General features: G+C 47.4%; 17 protein-coding genes. 5 read left to right on the forward strand and 12 right to left on the reverse strand.

Annotated features, from left to right (window positions below):
* From BK126_RS21900 to BK126_RS21930, 7 genes are all read right to left on the reverse strand, one after another.
* Entirely contained in the window at positions 1–969 is a 969-nt protein-coding gene (locus BK126_RS21900) for an ABC transporter ATP-binding protein (protein ID WP_047911558.1), read from the reverse strand.
* 19 nt (positions 970–988) lie between these two features.
* Positions 989–1,819 (reverse strand): ABC transporter permease, encoded by an 831-nt coding sequence (locus BK126_RS21905; protein WP_076314680.1) that lies wholly within the window; start codon positions 1,817–1,819, stop codon positions 989–991.
* Positions 1,820–1,823: 4 nt separating this feature from the next.
* A complete protein-coding gene (locus BK126_RS21910; RefSeq protein WP_047911556.1) occupies positions 1,824–2,774 on the reverse strand; it encodes an ABC transporter permease in 951 nt (316 codons plus the stop codon).
* Positions 2,775–2,950: 176 nt separating this feature from the next.
* Entirely contained in the window at positions 2,951–4,510 is a 1,560-nt protein-coding gene (locus tag BK126_RS21915) for an ABC transporter substrate-binding protein (RefSeq protein WP_076314681.1), read from the reverse strand.
* A 112-nt stretch (positions 4,511–4,622) separates the two neighbouring features.
* Positions 4,623–5,102 (reverse strand): Lrp/AsnC family transcriptional regulator, encoded by a 480-nt coding sequence (locus BK126_RS21920; protein WP_256209789.1) that lies wholly within the window; start codon positions 5,100–5,102, stop codon positions 4,623–4,625.
* A 426-nt stretch (positions 5,103–5,528) separates the two neighbouring features.
* Positions 5,529–6,680, reverse strand: coding sequence for a metallophosphoesterase (locus BK126_RS21925; protein WP_076314682.1), 1,152 nt, complete (start codon positions 6,678–6,680; stop codon positions 5,529–5,531).
* Positions 6,681–6,739: 59 nt separating this feature from the next.
* Positions 6,740–7,942, reverse strand: a complete 1,203-nt coding sequence (locus BK126_RS21930) for a chromate transporter (RefSeq protein WP_076314683.1) — start codon at positions 7,940–7,942, stop codon at positions 6,740–6,742.
* A gap of 252 nt (positions 7,943–8,194) precedes the next feature.
* Here BK126_RS21930 and BK126_RS21935 point away from each other — a divergent pair, with 252 nt between their 5' ends.
* Both BK126_RS21935 and BK126_RS21940 read left to right on the forward strand, forming a co-directional pair.
* Positions 8,195–8,827, forward strand: a complete 633-nt coding sequence (locus BK126_RS21935; RefSeq protein WP_076314684.1) for an NAD(P)-dependent oxidoreductase — start codon at positions 8,195–8,197, stop codon at positions 8,825–8,827.
* Positions 8,828–9,007: 180 nt separating this feature from the next.
* Positions 9,008–9,436, forward strand: a complete 429-nt coding sequence (locus BK126_RS21940) for an Rrf2 family transcriptional regulator (protein WP_076314685.1) — start codon at positions 9,008–9,010, stop codon at positions 9,434–9,436.
* 55 nt (positions 9,437–9,491) lie between these two features.
* On the opposite strand, the gene BK126_RS21945 is transcribed toward BK126_RS21940, so the two are convergent.
* Positions 9,492–9,953, reverse strand: a complete 462-nt coding sequence (locus BK126_RS21945) for an Lrp/AsnC family transcriptional regulator (protein WP_076314686.1) — start codon at positions 9,951–9,953, stop codon at positions 9,492–9,494.
* Positions 9,954–10,078: 125 nt separating this feature from the next.
* Here BK126_RS21945 and BK126_RS29520 point away from each other — a divergent pair, with 125 nt between their 5' ends.
* Positions 10,079–10,252: a hypothetical protein gene (locus BK126_RS29520; protein WP_179085584.1), complete on the forward strand. Its 174-nt coding sequence runs from the start codon at positions 10,079–10,081 to the stop codon at positions 10,250–10,252.
* Between the two features lie 94 nt (positions 10,253–10,346).
* Here the strand turns inward: BK126_RS29520 and BK126_RS21950 are convergent, their stop codons facing one another.
* Positions 10,347–11,246: an SDR family oxidoreductase gene (locus BK126_RS21950; RefSeq protein ID WP_076314687.1), complete on the reverse strand. Its 900-nt coding sequence runs from the start codon at positions 11,244–11,246 to the stop codon at positions 10,347–10,349.
* A gap of 263 nt (positions 11,247–11,509) precedes the next feature.
* Between BK126_RS21950 and BK126_RS21955 the strand changes: the two genes are divergently transcribed.
* Positions 11,510–11,860: a DUF485 domain-containing protein gene (locus BK126_RS21955; protein ID WP_076314688.1), complete on the forward strand. Its 351-nt coding sequence runs from the start codon at positions 11,510–11,512 to the stop codon at positions 11,858–11,860.
* Complete coding sequence (locus BK126_RS21960) at positions 11,857–13,407, forward strand: solute symporter family protein (protein WP_076314689.1); 1,551 nt, start codon at positions 11,857–11,859, stop codon at positions 13,405–13,407. Before BK126_RS21955 ends, BK126_RS21960 begins: the two co-directional genes overlap by 4 nt.
* A gap of 176 nt (positions 13,408–13,583) precedes the next feature.
* On the opposite strand, the gene BK126_RS21965 is transcribed toward BK126_RS21960, so the two are convergent.
* The 3 genes from BK126_RS21965 to BK126_RS21980 all read right to left on the reverse strand — a co-directional run bounded on the left by BK126_RS21965 (position 13,584) and on the right by BK126_RS21980 (position 18,085).
* Positions 13,584–13,790 (reverse strand): hypothetical protein, encoded by a 207-nt coding sequence (locus BK126_RS21965; RefSeq protein ID WP_076314690.1) that lies wholly within the window; start codon positions 13,788–13,790, stop codon positions 13,584–13,586.
* 596 nt (positions 13,791–14,386) lie between these two features.
* Complete coding sequence (locus BK126_RS30015; protein ID WP_256702989.1) at positions 14,387–14,515, reverse strand: hypothetical protein; 129 nt, start codon at positions 14,513–14,515, stop codon at positions 14,387–14,389.
* A gap of 462 nt (positions 14,516–14,977) precedes the next feature.
* Entirely contained in the window at positions 14,978–18,085 is a 3,108-nt protein-coding gene (locus BK126_RS21980; RefSeq protein WP_076314691.1) for a DUF11 domain-containing protein, read from the reverse strand.
* Positions 18,086–18,388 lie beyond the last annotated feature (303 nt).

An 18,388-nucleotide genomic window follows, 5' to 3' on the forward strand; every position in this document is an offset into this window, starting at 1 on the left:
TTACTCATCCCCTTCCGCGTACAGCCAGCAGCGGCATTTCTGTCCGTCCAGCTTAAACAGTGAAGGCTCCTGCTCCTGACAGATCGGCATCACCTTGCTGCATCTTGGAGCAAAACGGCAGCCCTTCGGCATCTCATGTGCCAGCGGAACCGAACCCGGAATCGTCTCCAGGAACTCCACCTCTTCTGACAGCTCAGGAATCGAGTTCATCAGCCCCACCGTATACGGATGCTTCGGATTCTCGAACAGCTCGAATTTCTCGGCTTCTTCCACGACCTGTCCCGCATACATCACGATAACCCGGTCGCACATCTCTGCTACGACACCGAGATCATGTGTAATCAGCATAATAGACGTATTCGTCTCTTCCTTCACTTTCTGCATAAGCTCCAAGATCTGTGCCTGAATAGTTACATCCAGCGCAGTGGTCGGCTCATCGGCGATAATCAGCTTCGGCTCACAAGACATGGCCATAGCGATCATCACCCGCTGCCGCATACCGCCGGAGAGCTGATGCGGATACTCTCCGTAAATTTCTCCCGCACGCGGCATGCCGACCGCCTTCAGCATTTCGATGGCCCGCTCCTTCGCTTCCTTCTTCGATACCTTCCGGTGCAGCAGGACGGCTTCCTCGATCTGATGACCGACGGTTTGAAGGGGATTCAGCGATGTCATCGGCTCCTGAAAAATCATCGCGATATCGTTACCCCGGATTTTCTGCATTTGTTTCTCCGAAATATCCAGAAGGTTGTTTCCTTTGAATAAGATTTGTCCCTCTGAGGCTCCATTCCCTGCCAGAAGCCGCATGATGGACAAGCTGGTCACGCTCTTGCCGCAGCCAGATTCACCCACGACGCCGAGCGTTTCTCCTTCTTTTATGGAGAAGTCCACGCCATCAACGACCGCGACTTGTCCATAATCAGTCTTAAACCGCGTTCTTAGCTGTTGTACATCTAATATAGTTGTCATGGTTTACGGACCCCCCTTTCTATTTCCTTGCGCGTGGATTCAGGAACTGCTGCAATCCATCACCAAGCAAGTTAAATCCAAGTACAACGACGAAGATCGCCAGACCCGGATACAATGTTGCGTAAGGCGCTACACTCATCAGGCTCTGTGCCTGATTCAGCATGCTTCCCCAAGACGGCGTCGGCGGCTGCACACCCAGTCCCAGATAAGACAGAGAAGCTTCAGCCAGGATTCCACTCGCCATCGTCAAGGTCGCCTGAATAATGATGGGCCCCAGTGCATTGGGTAAAATATGACCGAAGATAATACGTCCGTCCTTCGCCCCCACGGATTTGGCTGCATGCACATACTCCATGTTACGGAGACTAAGCACCTGTCCTCTCGTAATCCGTACAAAGGTAGGCGCAAAGCCGATACCGATGGCCAGCATCGCATTACCGAAGCCGGCTCCAAGAACCGCCGAGAGTGCGAGTGCCAGAATGAGAAACGGAAAGGCTTGAAACGAATCGACAATCCGCATCACGACCCACTCATCCCAGAACCCCCGGTAATAACCGGTGAGCAGTCCAATCGGTACCCCGATGCAGACGGCAATGGCTACAGACATCAAGGCTGCTTTAATAGAAATCTGTGCTCCGTATACGACACGGGAGAAGATATCCCGGCCCAGATCATCCGTACCGAACAGATGTTCACTGCTTGGCTCTTGCAGAATCTTGTTATAATCCTGCATATTCGGATCATATGGAGCAATAGAGCTTGCAAATACAGCCGTTATAATAAGGACAAGAATAATGAGTGTTCCTAGGACACCAAGTCCGGATTTAAAGAACTTTTTGAACTTTTTCATCCGTCTATGCCCCCTTACCTGATTTGATACGAGGATCAATGACCGCATAGAGCAGATCCACGATGATGTTGATTACGACGACGAGAAGCGCCGATACGAGAATCGCGCCCTGTACCGTTACATAGTCACGTTTGAACACAGATTCTACGATCAGTCGGCCGAAGCCGGGGATCGAGAAGATGGACTCGGTGATGACTAGACCGCCGATGAGTCCAGCTATAAGAATACCGGAGCTTGTCACGACAGGGATCAAGGCATTTCTCAGCACGTGCTTGAATATCGTTGCCCATTCATTGAGACCTTTGGCCTTGGCCGTACGGACAAAATCCATATTAACGACCTCAACGAGTGAGGAACGAAGCATCCGCATCAGTTCAGCCGATTCTCTAAGTCCTGTTGCAATACAAGGAAGAATAAGTGCTAATAAATTGGCCTTCCAGTCGACGGAAAAAGGAACGTATCCCGATGAAGGAAGCCAGTTGTTTTCAACGGTAAAATAAATAATGAGCATCATGGCGAGCCAGAAACTCGGAATACTCATGCCGCCAAGCGCTCCAAATGAACTGAGATAGTCGATCCACGTGTTACGTTTAACTGCGGCAAGAATCCCCGCGGGTACTGCGATCAGCAGCGCAACGATAAAGCTTCCGATCGTCAGCTGTATCGTGGCAGGCAGCCGCTGTGCAATGAGTTCACTTACAGGTACATGGTCTGTAATCGATGTCCCCAAATCTCCCTGAAGCACATTGCCAAGCCATGTAAAATACTGCTGTACAATCGGCTTGTCGAGGCCAAGCTCGGCTCTCAAGCTCGCGAGTGCCTCCGGTGTAGCCTCTTGACCCAGAATGACTCGGGCTGGATCGCCCGGTATGAGATGGATCAAGGAGAACGTCATGATCGACACCAAGAACAGAATGGGGATCGCGAGTAAAATACGCTTTAATACAAACATCATGAGCTCTCTCTCCCAATTTTGTTTATTTGACAAAAATCCATTATCAATGACACAAGAAAGCGAAATTTGAATTCCGCTTTCTTGTTGTGTTAGAGTGTTATTTTGCAGACTGAGAAAGGGATTATAGGCTTTAGAGGTGAGATGCTAAACATCCTATATTCCTTTTCTCTCCACTGTTATTGAATATCCAGGTTCGCTGTACGAATGATGCCGTCAGGAATGTAGGTAAAGCCCTGTACTTTGTTTGATACACCGAATTTATCGTAGTTATGATAGATGTAGATATAGCTTCCGTTCTCATGAACGATATCCATCGCCTGCTGGTACAGCTCTGCACGCTTCGCTGTGTCCTGCTCCGCACGAGCGGCAATCAATACTTCATCAAGCTCAGGCTCAGAAATACGGCCTTGGTTGTTCGGCATGCCCGTTACCAGGAAGTCATACACGTTCTGATCCGGGTCGATCCGGCCAGACCAGCCCAGTTGCATCGCTTCGAAGTTACCGCTGTCGCCATTCTCCAGCATCGTACCGTACTCGACTTTCTCAAGCTCAACGTTGATCTTGTGTGCCTTCAGCATGTTCTGGATGACGGCACCAAACTGCTCATTCTCTGTCGTTGTAGAAATTTGCATTTTGAAGCTGAAGCCATCCGGCTTGCCGCCTTTTTCAAGCAGCTCCTGAACTTTGGCTGCATCTACTGCCGGAGACTTGTCCTGCTCTTCGTTGTAAGCAAGGCTGCCTGGTGCAAATGGTGTATGTGCCGGTGCACCGTATCCGTCGAACAATACTTTGACAATCGCTTCCCGATCAAGAGCCAGATCAACAGCCTGACGCAGATATTTGTTCTGCAGATCGCCTACGGTGTTATTCAAATGGATCCCTTGGAAGCCCATGTTTGCTTGGGCAACGACCGTCAGGTTCGGGTCACTTTCCACGGTTGGAATTTCTTTTACCGGAATCTCATCAATTATATCGACAACGCCGGAGCGAAGGTTCTGTACCGCCGCACTCGTGTTCGTGAACACTTTGTAGTTCACTTCGTCGATCTTCACTTCATTCTTCCAATAGTTCTCATTCTTCTTCAAAGTCACGTGGTCACCGCTGACCTGCTCAACGAAGGCATATGGACCCGTTCCTACCGGATTCTTAACATAGTTATCGCCATGCTTCTCAACCGCTGCCGGAGATACCATCATACCGGAACGATCGGATAATACCGACAAGAATGGAGCAAATGGCTCCTTAAGTGTAATCACTACCGTTAACTCATCTGTTGCTTCAACCGTATCAATGGGATTCAACTCGCTGATCCGCTTCGAGCCTTCCTGCTTATAGCGCTCAAGGTTGAATTTAACCGCCTCTGCATTAAACTCGCTTCCATCCTGGAAAGTGATACCGTCATGAAGCGTTAAAGTATACGTAAGACCATCTTCAGAAACCGTATATTCCGATACGAGCATCGGTACCACTTCGCCGTCCGCATTTACATCAAACAGCTTGTCATAAATACTGTTCTGTACTTGGCGGTCATATAGCGAAGAGGATGACATTGGGTCAAGACTTGGAGGATCCGCCTTCAGACCAATGTTAAGCACCTTTTGTCCTGTAGTAGAGCTGCCGGCACCACCTGCATCTGTTGCTGTTTCTCCGCCACCGCCGCCGCCGCATGCAGTTAGCACAAGCAAGCTGCTTAGTACTGCGGATGATAAGAGTTTGTTCATTTTTTTCGTAAACATCTTCATGACCTCACTTTTCTATAGAATAAATTTATAACCAATCCCCTAATTAGGGACAGATCGGAATGAATAACGTGCATAAATATGCACTGAGGGTTAAAAAGATGAAGCTCTAGCGAACGAACTTCAACTTCGATTTGAGAACCTTGAGCTCCATGATGACATTGGTACGAGTAATGCCTTTGACTTTATTCAGCTTTTTCATTAAAAATTCGGAGAATTCATCGGTGTCCTTCGTGAACACTTGAAGCATCAGCTGATATTCACCGGTAATCAGAAGCATCAGCCTGACCTCAGGCATATCGTGAAGTGCTTCTGTGACTTCCTCCATCATTTGATCCTCTACAGCGATAAAGATCAGTGTTTCGGTTCGGATACCGGCTTTTACCGGATTGACGATCCCTACTAAGCTCAGGACACCTTCATCCTGCATCTGCTGGACCCGCAGCCGAACTGTCTTCTCTGTAACGTTTAACTCCTTGGCAATTTGGGTAAAGGGTATACGGGCATTCTCTTGCAGAAATCCAACAATACCGCGATCCAGATCATCAAGACCGGAGTACATTGCCCGCTGATGTTCTTCTTCAGTCACATTAGGTGCTCCTTTTTCGACTCGTTTTCTCACTACATTTCCTAATTACATATAGTTTTAGATATTTTTGAGTCTATTTACGATACTTTTTTAGTGAATAGGTACGAATTTAGTTTTTCTGATAGTAAAGCAGGATGGATTTAAAATCAAGCCTTTTTCCAACAAAAATCGACATTTTTAACATAGACTAAATTTATTTGATAAATAAAAATAATTTATCACTTCTATTATCTATAGAATTCTCTGATTTCCTCTCTCAAGCTCGTTTTATTAGTTTATTAGGTTAAAGTATTATCGCATTGCACCTTTTACATAACGATGTGATGTAGATGTTAATTTCTTCTTTTATTTGGAAAGCAGTAAAAAACACAGGCATCATGAATATCATGACACCTGCGTCTTAATGATAAGGTATAAGTAAATCCATTAACCTTCTAATTTCAGCTCAATCTGAATGATTTCGGAACGGCTGGCAATTCGAATGGGTGGTCCCCAGGAACCGAAGCCGGACGACACAATCACATGCATTTTATCCTTCAGCATATAACCCCAGTCCAGCTCAAACAATCGCTTGGTAATCCAATGGTTGGGCGCAAATTGTCCTCGGTGGGTGTGTCCGCACAGCAGCAGATCGGCCCCCGCTTCAGCAGCCTTCTCAAATGCATACGGCTGATGATCCAGCAGAATAATCGGCTGTTCATGATTCAGCGGCTCCAGCAGATCGGCTACAGGGAGGCGTTTCTTCGGATCCGTCTTCTCCGCAGTAAGATCCTTTCTTCCGGCAATCTGAAGGGCTCCTCCCGCCGTCGTTACCGTCTCATCCTGCAGAACTCGAATGCCGAGCAGCCCCATTTCTTCTACATACTGATCAACGTGTCCGCCATAATACTCATGATTGCCGAGAACAGCATACACTCCATGCTTCGCCTTCAGCTTCTTCATTCCTTCTGACATCTTGTTCCTGAGGAACGGCTCGATTGAATCGTCCAGCACATCTCCGGCAAGCAGAATAAGATCCGGCTTCATTTCATTCATAATGGATACGAGTCTGCCGAGGTGACGATTTCCAACGATGTTGCCCAAATGGATATCCGAAGCAACGGCAATGCGGTACGTTCCAGGCTGACCTCCTGGTTTCTTTTTGTGAATAGAAATCTCATGCTGCCGTACAATAGGACTCCATGCGTTATAGGAACCTGCGACAAGGAACAGAACAAGCAGTCCCACTACCAGCCAGCCGATAACCGGGATATATACTGCCGATTCTACCCCTGCCAAATGGCTGATCCAGCCGGCAATGTCCGCAATGGGGAGCACGATGATGAAGAACTCCAGCAGCGCGAAATAAAATGAACCCAGCACTTTAATGAACCGCCCTGCATGTCCAAGCCATTTGATCCGACCAATTCCATAGCCAAGTGCAACAATGGTCATAATGAGACCCAGCCATAACGGAGAAACTGCCTCAAAATACTGCGTAAGGAACAGATAAATGTTCCAGCCGATATACGTATTGATCCCTGCAAAAGCGACCACAAAGAGCAAAAGATTAATAACCATTCGTCCCGTAATCCTCATCCTGATCTCAAGGCTCCTTTATCCCATAATTCGTTGTATAATAATCTATTTTGATTGTATTATACCGATGGATACAAAGCCATTCCACTAAATAATCCGAGCAGCACGATGATCCATGGCGGCAGCTTCCACCAGACCAGCATGACAAACAGGACGAGCGCATGTACAAAATCATATGGACCGCGGACAGCTGAGGTAAATACCGGATCATAAAAGGCGGCAAGCAATAGTCCGACAACGGCGGCATTCACGCCTTTCAGCGCACCTTGTATTTCATTTCTCCCTCTAAGCTGCTGCCAAAAAGGAATCGCTCCCATAATCAGCAAGGCACCTGGGAGAAATATGGCTACGGTGAATATTACCGCGCCGAGTGCGCCCTCCATAATGGTTCCCAGATAAGAAGCAAACGTAAAGAGCGGGCCTGGAACTGCCTGAGTAAGGCCATAACCTGCCAGGAAGAAGTCAGCATCAATCAATCCTGACGGAACCAGCTCTCTCTCCAGCATGGGAAGGACGACATGCCCTCCACCGAATACGAGAGCACCCGCTCGGTAGAAGCTGTCAAAATAAGCGATCCAGGATGAGCCGGTCATTTCACTCAGTAGTGGCAATCCAAAGAGGAGTAGAAAGAATAGCACAAGACAGGAGATACCGAATCCTTTTCCAATCGGAACGTTCTCCACTGATGTGATGCTTTTCTCTTGTGCCCCCCGATACAAGTAGATGCCTGTAAGTCCTGCGGCAATAATGAGTAGAACCTGCGTGATAGCGGAAGGCCATATTACGACCAGGACACAGGCAAGCACGGCAATAGTCATTCTACTCCGATCCGGTGCAAGGCTTTTCCCCATATTCCAGACGGCATGTGCCACAATCGCAACAGCAACAATCTTGAGTCCATGCATCCAGCCGATCTCGACGATGCCAGCCTGCTGCAATAAGGAAGCCGCAATAAACAAGGCAATGACAGAAGGCAGCGTAAAACCAAGCCAAGCTATAATCCCGCCGAGTACACCTGCCCTCATCATACCTACACCCATTCCAACCTGGCTGCTGGCCGGACCCGGCAGGAAGTGGCTTAACGCAACCAGATCTGCGTAGGTACGTTCATCAATCCATTTTCTCCGCATGACATATTCATTGTGAAAGTAGCCGAGGTGAGCAACCGGACCTCCAAATGAAGTGAGTCCGAGCTTTAATGCGGTTGTAAAGACCTCCCATAGTCGTGCTCCCAAGCCCGATATATGAATCTCCTCCTTCATGATCTAATCCTACATTTAAAATCGTACCGCTTCGGGTAAGCTCTACTTAAATGATGAAGCTCTGAGCAAGCCGTAGACAGTATAGCAGTGAAGTATTCGGGCAATGTTAATTTGCAGTTCTTGAAGTTGTTGACAACAACTTACACTTGTAACTATAATGATTACATGTTATTGTAACTGATATAGTTACAGGATTATATACAAATCATTACTAATCCCAAGAACAAACCCATTATAGGAGGAGAATGATATATGAACATTGGAGTTATTGGAGCAAGCGGCAAGGCAGGAAGACTCATCGCAAAGGAAGCCGCAAGCCGTGGTCATAACGTCACCGCCATTGTCCGTGATGCAAGTAAAGTCTCTGAATTTCCTGTCATTGAGAAAGATGTGTTTCATATTACTGCTGAAGATGTACAAGGCCTGGACGTTATCGTTAACGCTTTTGGCGCAGCTCCAGGTCAAGAGCATCTTCATGTGGAAGCAGGGCAGGCTCTTATCCGCCTGCTAAGTAATACCCATATTCGTCTTATTGTAGTCGGAGGTGCAGGCAGCCTCTACGTAGATGAACAGAAAACAACGCAACTTGTCGATACACCCGATTTTCCGGATGCTTACAAGCCAACCGCTAGCAATCAAGCGAGAAACCTTGAGGACCTGAAAGCATCCGAAGGTGTAGACTGGACCTTTATCAGCCCTGCTGCATTCTTTGATCCAGAAGGTGCAAGAACCGGTTCTTATCAAATAGGACAAGACAACCTGATCCTAAACAGCCAGGGCAACAGCTATATCAGTTATGCGGATTATGCAGTAGCGCTCGTGGATGAGATTGAAGCGGCCAAGCATAAGCAGAAGCGTTTTACAGTCGTAGCTGAACAAAGCTAATGACTCTATATAATGAAGAATGGAGATGCCGTTCCTAAGGCTTCTCCATTTTTTTGTATAATGAACTGAATCCATATCGTCCTTTAAAATCCTAAGTTATGAAATGACTAGTACGGCTTGCTGTTATAATATACTCATGTATACTTCTTATATAAGATCGTACAAAGGAGTTATCCGTTTATGATTACCAGCCGATTCTCTGTAGGCATTCATATATTGACACTGCTGCACTACAATAAGGAAGGTGTAAATACATCCGAATTCATTGCTGCAAGCGTAGGAACGAATCCCGTCGTGATCCGCAGAATTATGGGGATGTTGAATAAAGCCGGACTTGTGGAGGTCAGACCCGGGGTCGCAGGTGCAAAGCTTAAAAAAGACATTTCCGATATTACGCTGCTAGATATCTATCACGCGGTTCACGCCGTCAACGAGAATGCCCTGTTCTCACTTCATGATTCCCCCAATCCCGCATGCGAGGTAGGTCGCAGCATTCAAGGGAGTATTGAGCCCATCTTTACTGCTGCACAAAGGGCTATGGAGGACCAGCTTGCACAGGTCAAGCTCCGTGATATCGTAAATGATGTAGCACAAAAAACAGTTCAATAAACGAAAGCATAAGCGAAAGGACAACCCAAATGATTGATTGGATTGTCCTTTTTGGTTAAGCCTCCGGCAGTAAAGGTGTATGCTGCTCAAGTGACGTATTCACTTTAACTTCTGAAAAAATAACATGCGTCAGCGTATTGGCATACGTCGATATCGCATCAATGAACTCCTCAATCTCATCCAGCTGGCTGACGGTAAGCAGCACCATATAGCATGACTTGCCTGCAATCCGGTAACAGGACAGCACCGTCGGATAACTCTCGATCAATGGCTTGAAGCGCTTATGGTCTCCGTGCTGCAGCGTCACTTCGATAAGGCAGTCCATCGTAAAGCCAAGCTTCTTGCGATTGACCTGTATGGTATAGCCCTCAATGAGTCCCTGCTCCTCCATTCGTTTGACCCTCTCTGTTACCGAGGGTGCAGACAAATTAACCAGCCTTCCCAGCTCTCTCATAGACAGACGCGCATCCTTCTGAAGCTCGGTCAGGATAGACATGTCCACACGATCTATTTTCATTTGTAAATCAAACCTCTCCTAATTCATTCCATTCATAAAGCATTACTCTATATATACCTTAATATTGATATGCCAATAATGCAATCCACCCGATAAAATAGATATCAAGAAAGGTTGTGATCCCTATGATAGACAACGAGAACCGTCAACAAAATTCTACGATAAATGTGGATGGCGAGCCGGCTGACAGCACCCTTGGAACAGAAACCAATACAACAGCCCAAGCTCCGTCAAAGTCCGAAAAAAACTGGATGTACTACTTCCATGAAATCCTGAAGGGTATAGCTATATTCAAGTAACAACGAACAAACTACTTTGATTTAGATAAGGAATGACAGCCCAAGCTCTCTCTAGGTAGAATCCTGATCTTTACGATATAAATTTGTTACATGACTAGGAGCCCACCATCGTCCCTCCGTTTACATGCAGAACCTGGCCTGTAACATAGCTGGAGTCGTCTGAGGCCAAATAGACGTAAGTGGGTGCCAGCTCAAAGGGCTGACCGGCACGCTTCATCGGCGTATCTGCTCCCAGCGTCTTGATGTACTCTGCCGGATAGCTCGCTGGCTGAAGCGGTGTCCATATCGGACCCGGGGCAACCGCATTGACGCGAATGCCACAGCCGACCAGCTGCTCAGACAAGGACCGTGTGAACGATACCATCGCTCCCTTGGTAGAGGAATAATCAAGCAGGAGCGGATTGCCTGCATAGGCCGTAACCGAGGTTGTCGAGATGATGGAGCTCCCCGGCTTCAAATACTTCAGTGCTTCCTGTGTCAGAAAAAAGCTGGGGTAAATGTTCGTCCGGAACGTATCATCCAGCTGCTGTGCCTTAATCGAAGTGATGCATTCCTGCGGGAATTGTACGGCCTGATTAATAACAAGAATATCCAGCCTGCCGAAGCAGTTCGCGGTTTCGTTCACGACTGCCCGGCAGTGTCCCTCATTTCTAAGATCGCCGGGAAGCAGAAGACAGCTCCCACCATAGGCCTCCACCATTCGTTTCGTATCTTCTGCATCTTGGTGTTCATCTAGATAAGGGATCGAGACGCTGGCACCTTCCTTGGCAAAAGCAATGGCCACCGCTCTGCCGATTCCACTATCTCCTCCTGTAATGATCGCAATCTTCCCTTTGAGCTTGCCGCTTCCTACATACCCTGGATTGTCCGCAATCGGCAGCGGGTTCATCACATACTCAAACCCGGGCTGGCGGTCCTGCTGCTGGGGCGGGAATGTAATGGAAACTTCTTCGCACTTCACTTCCTTGCCGTAGTATGGATACATGGGAATCATATATTAGCCTCCTGTTCACCCGTTTTCATCTCGGGTGCATTATATGTGCCCATCTGCCCATTGGAAACTTGCTTTTTTTATGTAAAAAAGTTGTATTACCCTGCACAAGCCTGTAGTATAATAACATTGTTTTACAGAAAACCCTTTATTACCTTTGACAAAAAGGGGGTGAATGATTGGATTGAGTTATGAGTTCCGGAATTTGAGCTTTAAGCTTCACCAATTTAAAAGCGCTTACACTAATAGAATGCGAGGGATTGCATATGGAAAGTAACTTGCAGCAACGCGAGCCTGCCAAGGCAAAACGTACTCCCGAGGAATATTCTAACATTGCTAAGTCTGCTCATTTTCAACAACTGCTTCGAGACAAGAAACGCTTTATTATTCCCTTCACGATCTTTTTCTTCTGCTTCTATTTTGCTCTGCCAATCCTCACCTCCTACACGACGATTCTGAATACACCGCTCATCGGCAGCATTACCTGGGCTTGGGTACTGGCCTTTCTTCAATTTGTGATGACATGGGCTTTCTGCATGATCTACTACAGAAAAGCGTCCAAATTTGATCAGCTGTCCAATCGGATCATTGATGAGGAAAAGAGAGGTGACCTATGAATACAGCTGCTTTTATCATGTTTCTCGTTATCGTCGCCGCCACACTGCTCATCACGTACTGGGCTTCCAAGAAAACGACCTCCGCAAGCGACTTCTACACCGCTGGCGGAGGGCTTACCGGCTGGCAGAATGGACTCGCTATCGCCGGAGATTATATGTCGGCTGCCTCTTTTCTTGGCATAGCGGGCATGATTGCCCTGTCCGGATTTGATGGATTCTTCTACAGCATCGGCTTCCTCGTCGCTTATCTCGTCGTCCTGTTCCTGGTGGCTGAGCCGCTGCGGAATCTGGGCAAATATACGTTTGCCGACATGATCGCCGTTCGCTTCCATATGAAGAAGATTCGAGGCTTCGCCGCCTTCAATACGATTGCCATATCCATCTTCTATATGATTGCACAGCTGGTCGGAGCGGGTGCGCTGATCAAGCTGCTGCTCGGGATCGAATTTACGACCTCGGTCATAATTGTCGGCATTCTGATGACGGTTTACGTTATTTTTGGCGGGATGCATGCTACCAGCTGGGTACAGATTGTTAAGGCCTTTCTGCTCATGGGCGGAACCTTCGTTATCTCGATCCTGGTACTCTACAAATTCGATTTCAGCATTACCGGCATGTTCTCACATATGACTACTGCCACGCCGCATAACGAGAACTTTCTGAATCCCGGAATCAAATACAAGGATGGGCTCGACACGCTGTCGCTGACAATGGGTCTTGTACTCGGAACGGCAGGACTCCCGCATATTTTGGTCCGCTTCTTCACCGTAAAGGACGCCAAAACCGCGCGCAGCTCTGTTGTATATGCGACCTGGGTCATCGGTATCTTCTATGTTATGACGATCTTCCTTGGCTTCGGTGCTGCCGCATTCGTAGGCAATAGCGCCATCATCGCGCAGGATCAGGCAGGTAATATGGCTGCACCGCTGCTGGCACAGGCGCTTGGCGGGGACATGATGTTTGCTTTCATTTCTGCTGTAGCCTTCGCCACGATTCTGGCGGTCGTTGCGGGTCTCGTGCTCACTGCGGCTACGGCGTTTTCACATGATTTTTACAATCAAATCTTACGCAAGGGGCAGGCGACGGAGAAGGAGCAGATGAACATGGCTCGTTATGCTTCCATCGGAATCTCCATTCTGTCTATTCTGCTTGCGCTTGTCGCGCGAAATCTGAATGTCGCCTTTCTCGTCTCTCTTGCGTTTGCCGTCGCAGCCAGTGCTAATCTGCCGGTTATTCTATACACGATCTACTGGAAAAGATTCAACACCAACGGTGCCATCTGGGCCATGGTGGTTGGTCTTGTCACGTCCGTGGGCCTGGTACTCGTCAGTCCGAACGTCATTCATCCAGAGGCCGGCAAAGCGATCTTCACGGGTGAACCCCTCTATCCGTTCTCGACCCCGGGGCTGATCTCCATTCCACTCGGATTTCTGGCCGGTTACGTCGGAACACTGCTCTCCCGCAAGAAAACAATTGAGGAAGACGAGCAAGCAAGCTACGACGAGATTCTGGTGCGGTCCAATACTGGGCTGGATAATACGGTTTAGCAGATTCATTATCTTAAATTCAGATGATTATATTTTCAGTCATGAATAAAACTGCACCCCGATGGTAGATCGTACCTACCATTGGGGTGCAGTTTGGTATTTACTCTTAATTCAAGACTATGTTCCAAAATATTATAGAAGGGATCATTATTAATAAATCTTTATCAGCACAGCGACTAATCCATTAAGCCAAGATTGAAAGACTTGGGTTTCCCCCCGACTACGACGCATTGCACTTCTTTCTCCCAAAAAGGTAAAATTATCTCTTCAAAATCATTAATAATTTCATTCTTTAGTTTCGGTTCACTTCTCATAAATTTAGAATAAATTTTTATAATGATTTCAAAACCGTCAAATTGATCTAGCCAGCTTAAATCTGTCATTCAATCTATTTGATCACCATCTATTTCAATAGACAATATATTGCCAGATGATTTATTAGATATTGTAATTCCATCATTCATGAATACTATCTTATTTTCAAAAATAAAATACCCTCCTTTCAATACATGATTGTCTGCTGTTTCTATTTCCTCTTCGCCAACGTACAACATAACATGATGATACCATCACCGTCGTGACAAGTCCGTCCACCATGCCTCATAACCTCTTTATTTTACTTTTCTGATAATATAACAAACGTTAAATAACACTTTCCCTTGTGCATGTAAATCAATAAATTCGTTTAGTGAAAATACACCACAAACTATTTCCTTGTCTTCACCTTGGTACCGTGACATCAGCATAATCGTTTTTAGTGGAGATTGCTCTATCAAGTAACTCATTAGGTCAAACAACTTTTCCTCGTAAATATCAACGATTCTCATTGTTGTGAGATTTGATTTGACTTCCTCGTCTTTTACCCAATAAGGTAAATCGCTATCGTCTACAGTTTCAAAGTCTGATTCCAGTATCGGTAATGCACTATAAAGTCCGTCTTCTTCAATGCCGACTGTATACTATACGCCTTTGCTTGAACTCATAAACGGCCAAATATCTCTTGTAAACCTTGTTCTTTCAATTCAATTTGAAGTTTAAAAGGAAATTTAAGTGGAACAGGAGCAACATTTTCTTGTTGCAGGACTAGAATATTCAATTCAAACGACATAAGGTACTCCTTCTTTTTGTGGCTATATATCGAACATTAACAGTTGTTTTCACCTCATTATAAAGTAGCTCGCTTGGGATTCAAACGCTGGTTGGAGCAAGGCGAGAACATCGATCATCCTGCCGTCCGCAGCATATTGAAAACGATGCGAAACTGGCAAGAGGAAATCGTGAAGCAGGTATTTGGGTTGAATGCAACCGACGTTATTTAACAAGTTGAAAAAGATGCCCCTAGTTTTTAGATTGAGCCAGAAAATGATCATCATTTTCTCATGGTCAGCTTATGGTTCATTCCAGCGAATAAAAAAATCCATGCGGCCTCCAGACCGCAATCAAAAGAATTTACCAATAAAACTAGCTGAACGTCTAGGAATCTTCCTGTAAACGCGCTTGATAAAGATAACGACAGTAAACAAAGAAGGAGCCGTTCGATCCGGCTCCACTTTGCTGACTCCACAAAGGGCTATTCATCATCCTCCGACACTTCAATTACAACGATATTCGAATCTGCGCGGTCCGTTTCTTCAGTATCTGCCCTCTCGTATATGACATAGGCCTGATTCTCAGCCCGTTCGCCGGCAGGAACAAACAGCTGGCGTGCACGAAACGAGATGACCACTGCCTCGCCCGGAGCAAGAGAACCAAGCGGTATACCCTGTTTCGGATTCACGGTCGTGACAGGGCGGTCATTAATCATGACCGAATCTTCGATAAACTGAGTACCTCGAGGGAGGTCGTCGTACAGGATCACATTCGTAAGCACAACAGGGCTGAGTGTCCCCGTTATGTTGACCACCTCGAAGCAGAATGTCAGCACGTCACCCGGGCTGATGATCCGAGGTGTTACACTTTTCTCTACATCTAGCATTGCGCTCTCCGTTACAGTGACAGACGTCTCAGCTGAAACCGGACCAGTTTCTGCTGCATCAGCCCACGCCGTATTAACGATCACGGTACGCGATGGTGTCTCAGACGATACGACATACCTGCCTTCAACGATGATCGATTCATTAGGAGCCAAGCTGCGGATCGTACGATTGATGTCAAGCAGCTCATCGCGAATGCGAATCGAAGTAAGTACAGTATCTCCTGCATTTGTAACAGTAATCTGATAATGTATCGTTCGTCCGGCAGGAGTGGTGTGCCGATCTGCTGTTTTGGTAATGGCGAGTTTGTAGACAGGCAATTCAGGCGGCAGGATCGTCACAAGCGCCTCATCCCTTACTGGGCCCAGCTCATTCGATACCGCACTTGCGATATTCGTAATGATCGAATTAGCAACAAGTCCGGTAGGGATTTGGAATGATTTGACCAGCACTCTGTTGCTTCCAATTGGCAGGCTCGGGATGATCTCGGTTAGACCGATCCGTTCATCGGTAACGACCACATTCGTCAGATCCACTTCCCCTGCATTGATAACCTCAATCCGATACTCCACCAATTGACCTGGTTCCGCAAACTCGGGAGTCACGCTCTTCTCGATCAAAAGCGCGGGCTCAAGCCCCGGCGTGGGCGCGAGGATCGTGACCAGCGCTTCATCGCTCACCGAATCTGTCTCATTCGATACAGCCGTTGCCACATTCGTTATAATGGAGTTGGCCTCTAGACCCTCCGGTATACGGAGCTGCTGGAACAATACGGTGCTGCTTCCGACCGGCAGACTTGGGATGACTTCATTCAAGCTTAGAACCGCATCGGTTACCACCACATTCGTCAGATCCACTTCCCCTGCATTGATAACCTCAATCCGATACTCCACCAATTGACCTGGTTCCGCAAACTCGGGAGTCACGCTCTTCTCGATCAAAAGCGCGGGCTCAAGCCCCGGCGTGGGCGCGAGGATCGTGACCAGCGCTTCATCGCTCACCGGACCGATCTGATCCGATGCCGCGACTGCTGTATTTGCGATCATTTCACCAGGTACTGCTCCTGCAGGAATAACAAAGGAGTCAAACAACACCGTGGTTGCTCCAACAGGCAGGCTTGGAATCGTCTCCCTTAGACCCAGCAGCGAATCCGTAACGACTACATTCGTTAGATCCACTTCTCCCGTATTCGAAATCATAATTTGATACTGTACACGCTCTCCAGGCTCAGCTTCCGTTGGAGAAACACTTTTCTCGATATTAATTGACGGTGCTAGAACCGGGGTAACGACGTCGTTAGATGTAATATCACCCGCATATATCGGTCCTCCTGTTACGCTCTGATATTCGAAATTGACGACTGCCTCATTGACAATGACACCGTCTGGCGGGATGGATATAACCCGTACCTGATACGTCACCGTGATCCTTGATCCAGGCTCCAGCGCCCCAAGAGGAATACCGCTTACTGGATTTGCATCTTCAGCTGGATCGCCGCCGATCGTCACGCTTCCTGGTACAAAAGCTGTATTATTCGGCAATTGATCAAGCAGAAAAGCGGTATCCGCGGTTACTGTACCCGAGTTCTCTATGACAACAGTATAAGTCAGTACCTGCCCGATAACAGCCTGAGTGGCGTCAACAGTTTTATCTACAGTCACTCTTGGGGAGTTAATGTCTATATAGATGCCGATGGCAAGGACGGCATATCCATCACCGCCTGTACGGAGCTGGAACACTGCAGAAGTCTGGCTGTTGCTTAAGGTAGACGACACATCAATATTCGTTATATCCCACGACTGTCTCCCGCCTACAATCTGTCTCCCAGGCTGGCCTGCAATCTGGTTTCGGTCTCCGAAGGTGCCCGAGGTGTCCAGAAGCCCGTTGTCGTCGTTAATCTGGGAAGCAAAGAAGTTGCTCGGGTAATTATTCGGTCCTTGCAGTACCGTCAAGCTGGAAACATCTGGTCCAAACAGGACCTGGTCTCCCGTCTTGTTCGCATCCCCATCCTGTGCGCACAGCGCCATCCTGCCGCTGATGGGACCCGATGTAGGGGTGGCAAAGCCAGTGAGCGTCGTCGTCAGCTCCGGAATGCCGGAGGCAATTTCCACATCACCGACATAAAGAGTCAGGTTGCGGAACGGTAAAGCCGAGTTCTCATATACAACGCACAGCGTCCACCCGCAATTGTTGGCACTGCTGTTCCCTAAATCAAGGTTACCGACTACACCTCCAACCGTGTAAGTGCCCGCCCCTCCCTGTTGGATAATGGATGTAACATTCTGGGATCGAAAATAATTGTCAGTCGCATTGCGATGAGATTCCTGTGCCGTAACGGGATCAGGAGAGATGCTGAAGGTGGTTCCCTGAGGAGTCGTAAGGGAGACAGATTTGTTAATAAACGCCGCATAATTGTTCGTTCCTCTTGTCACAGCATACGTACCTGCCCATATCAGCTCTGCATAAAGCACTTCGCTGTCCTCCGGGAGCCGGAGAATGGCACTTGCGCTGTTCAGATTAAAATCGTCTGTCGTCCCTGGCGGATAGCTGCCGAATTGCATAGACGTGTCAATCGTTGTAAAGGCGCCGATAAAGTCCCGTGTTCCCGGGACACCTGTCGTATCGGAGCGGCTGAGACCAAGCGTATTTCCGGTAAACGTAATCGCCCCGGTGTCATTGTCAGTGAATCGGAGAAATAAAGCCACTTGTTCCCCTCCTAATGATCGATTCAATTTCTAATCGAGATTTCCTATGATTTATTGTTATGCCCAAACAGGAAGCCGGGTTCCTCATTGTGCCGATAGTCCTGGAGGATCAGATAAGAGACACTTTAAAGTTCTCATTAGGTGAAAAAGGAAGGTCCAAAGACGGGTAATAATGGGGGGGGCGACACCGTAATTAGTGGTTGAGGAAGTGAGATAGCGAGGAAAACAAGGGTAAATATGGAAAAACATCTGTAAATCCTGTATTGTTGTAAGTCCCACCAAACAACAAGCCAAAGGATATGA

Origin of the sequence: Paenibacillus sp. FSL H7-0326 (genome assembly GCF_001955535.1) — a bacterium.
Lineage (GTDB): Bacteria > Bacillota > Bacilli > Paenibacillales > Paenibacillaceae > Paenibacillus > Paenibacillus shunpengii.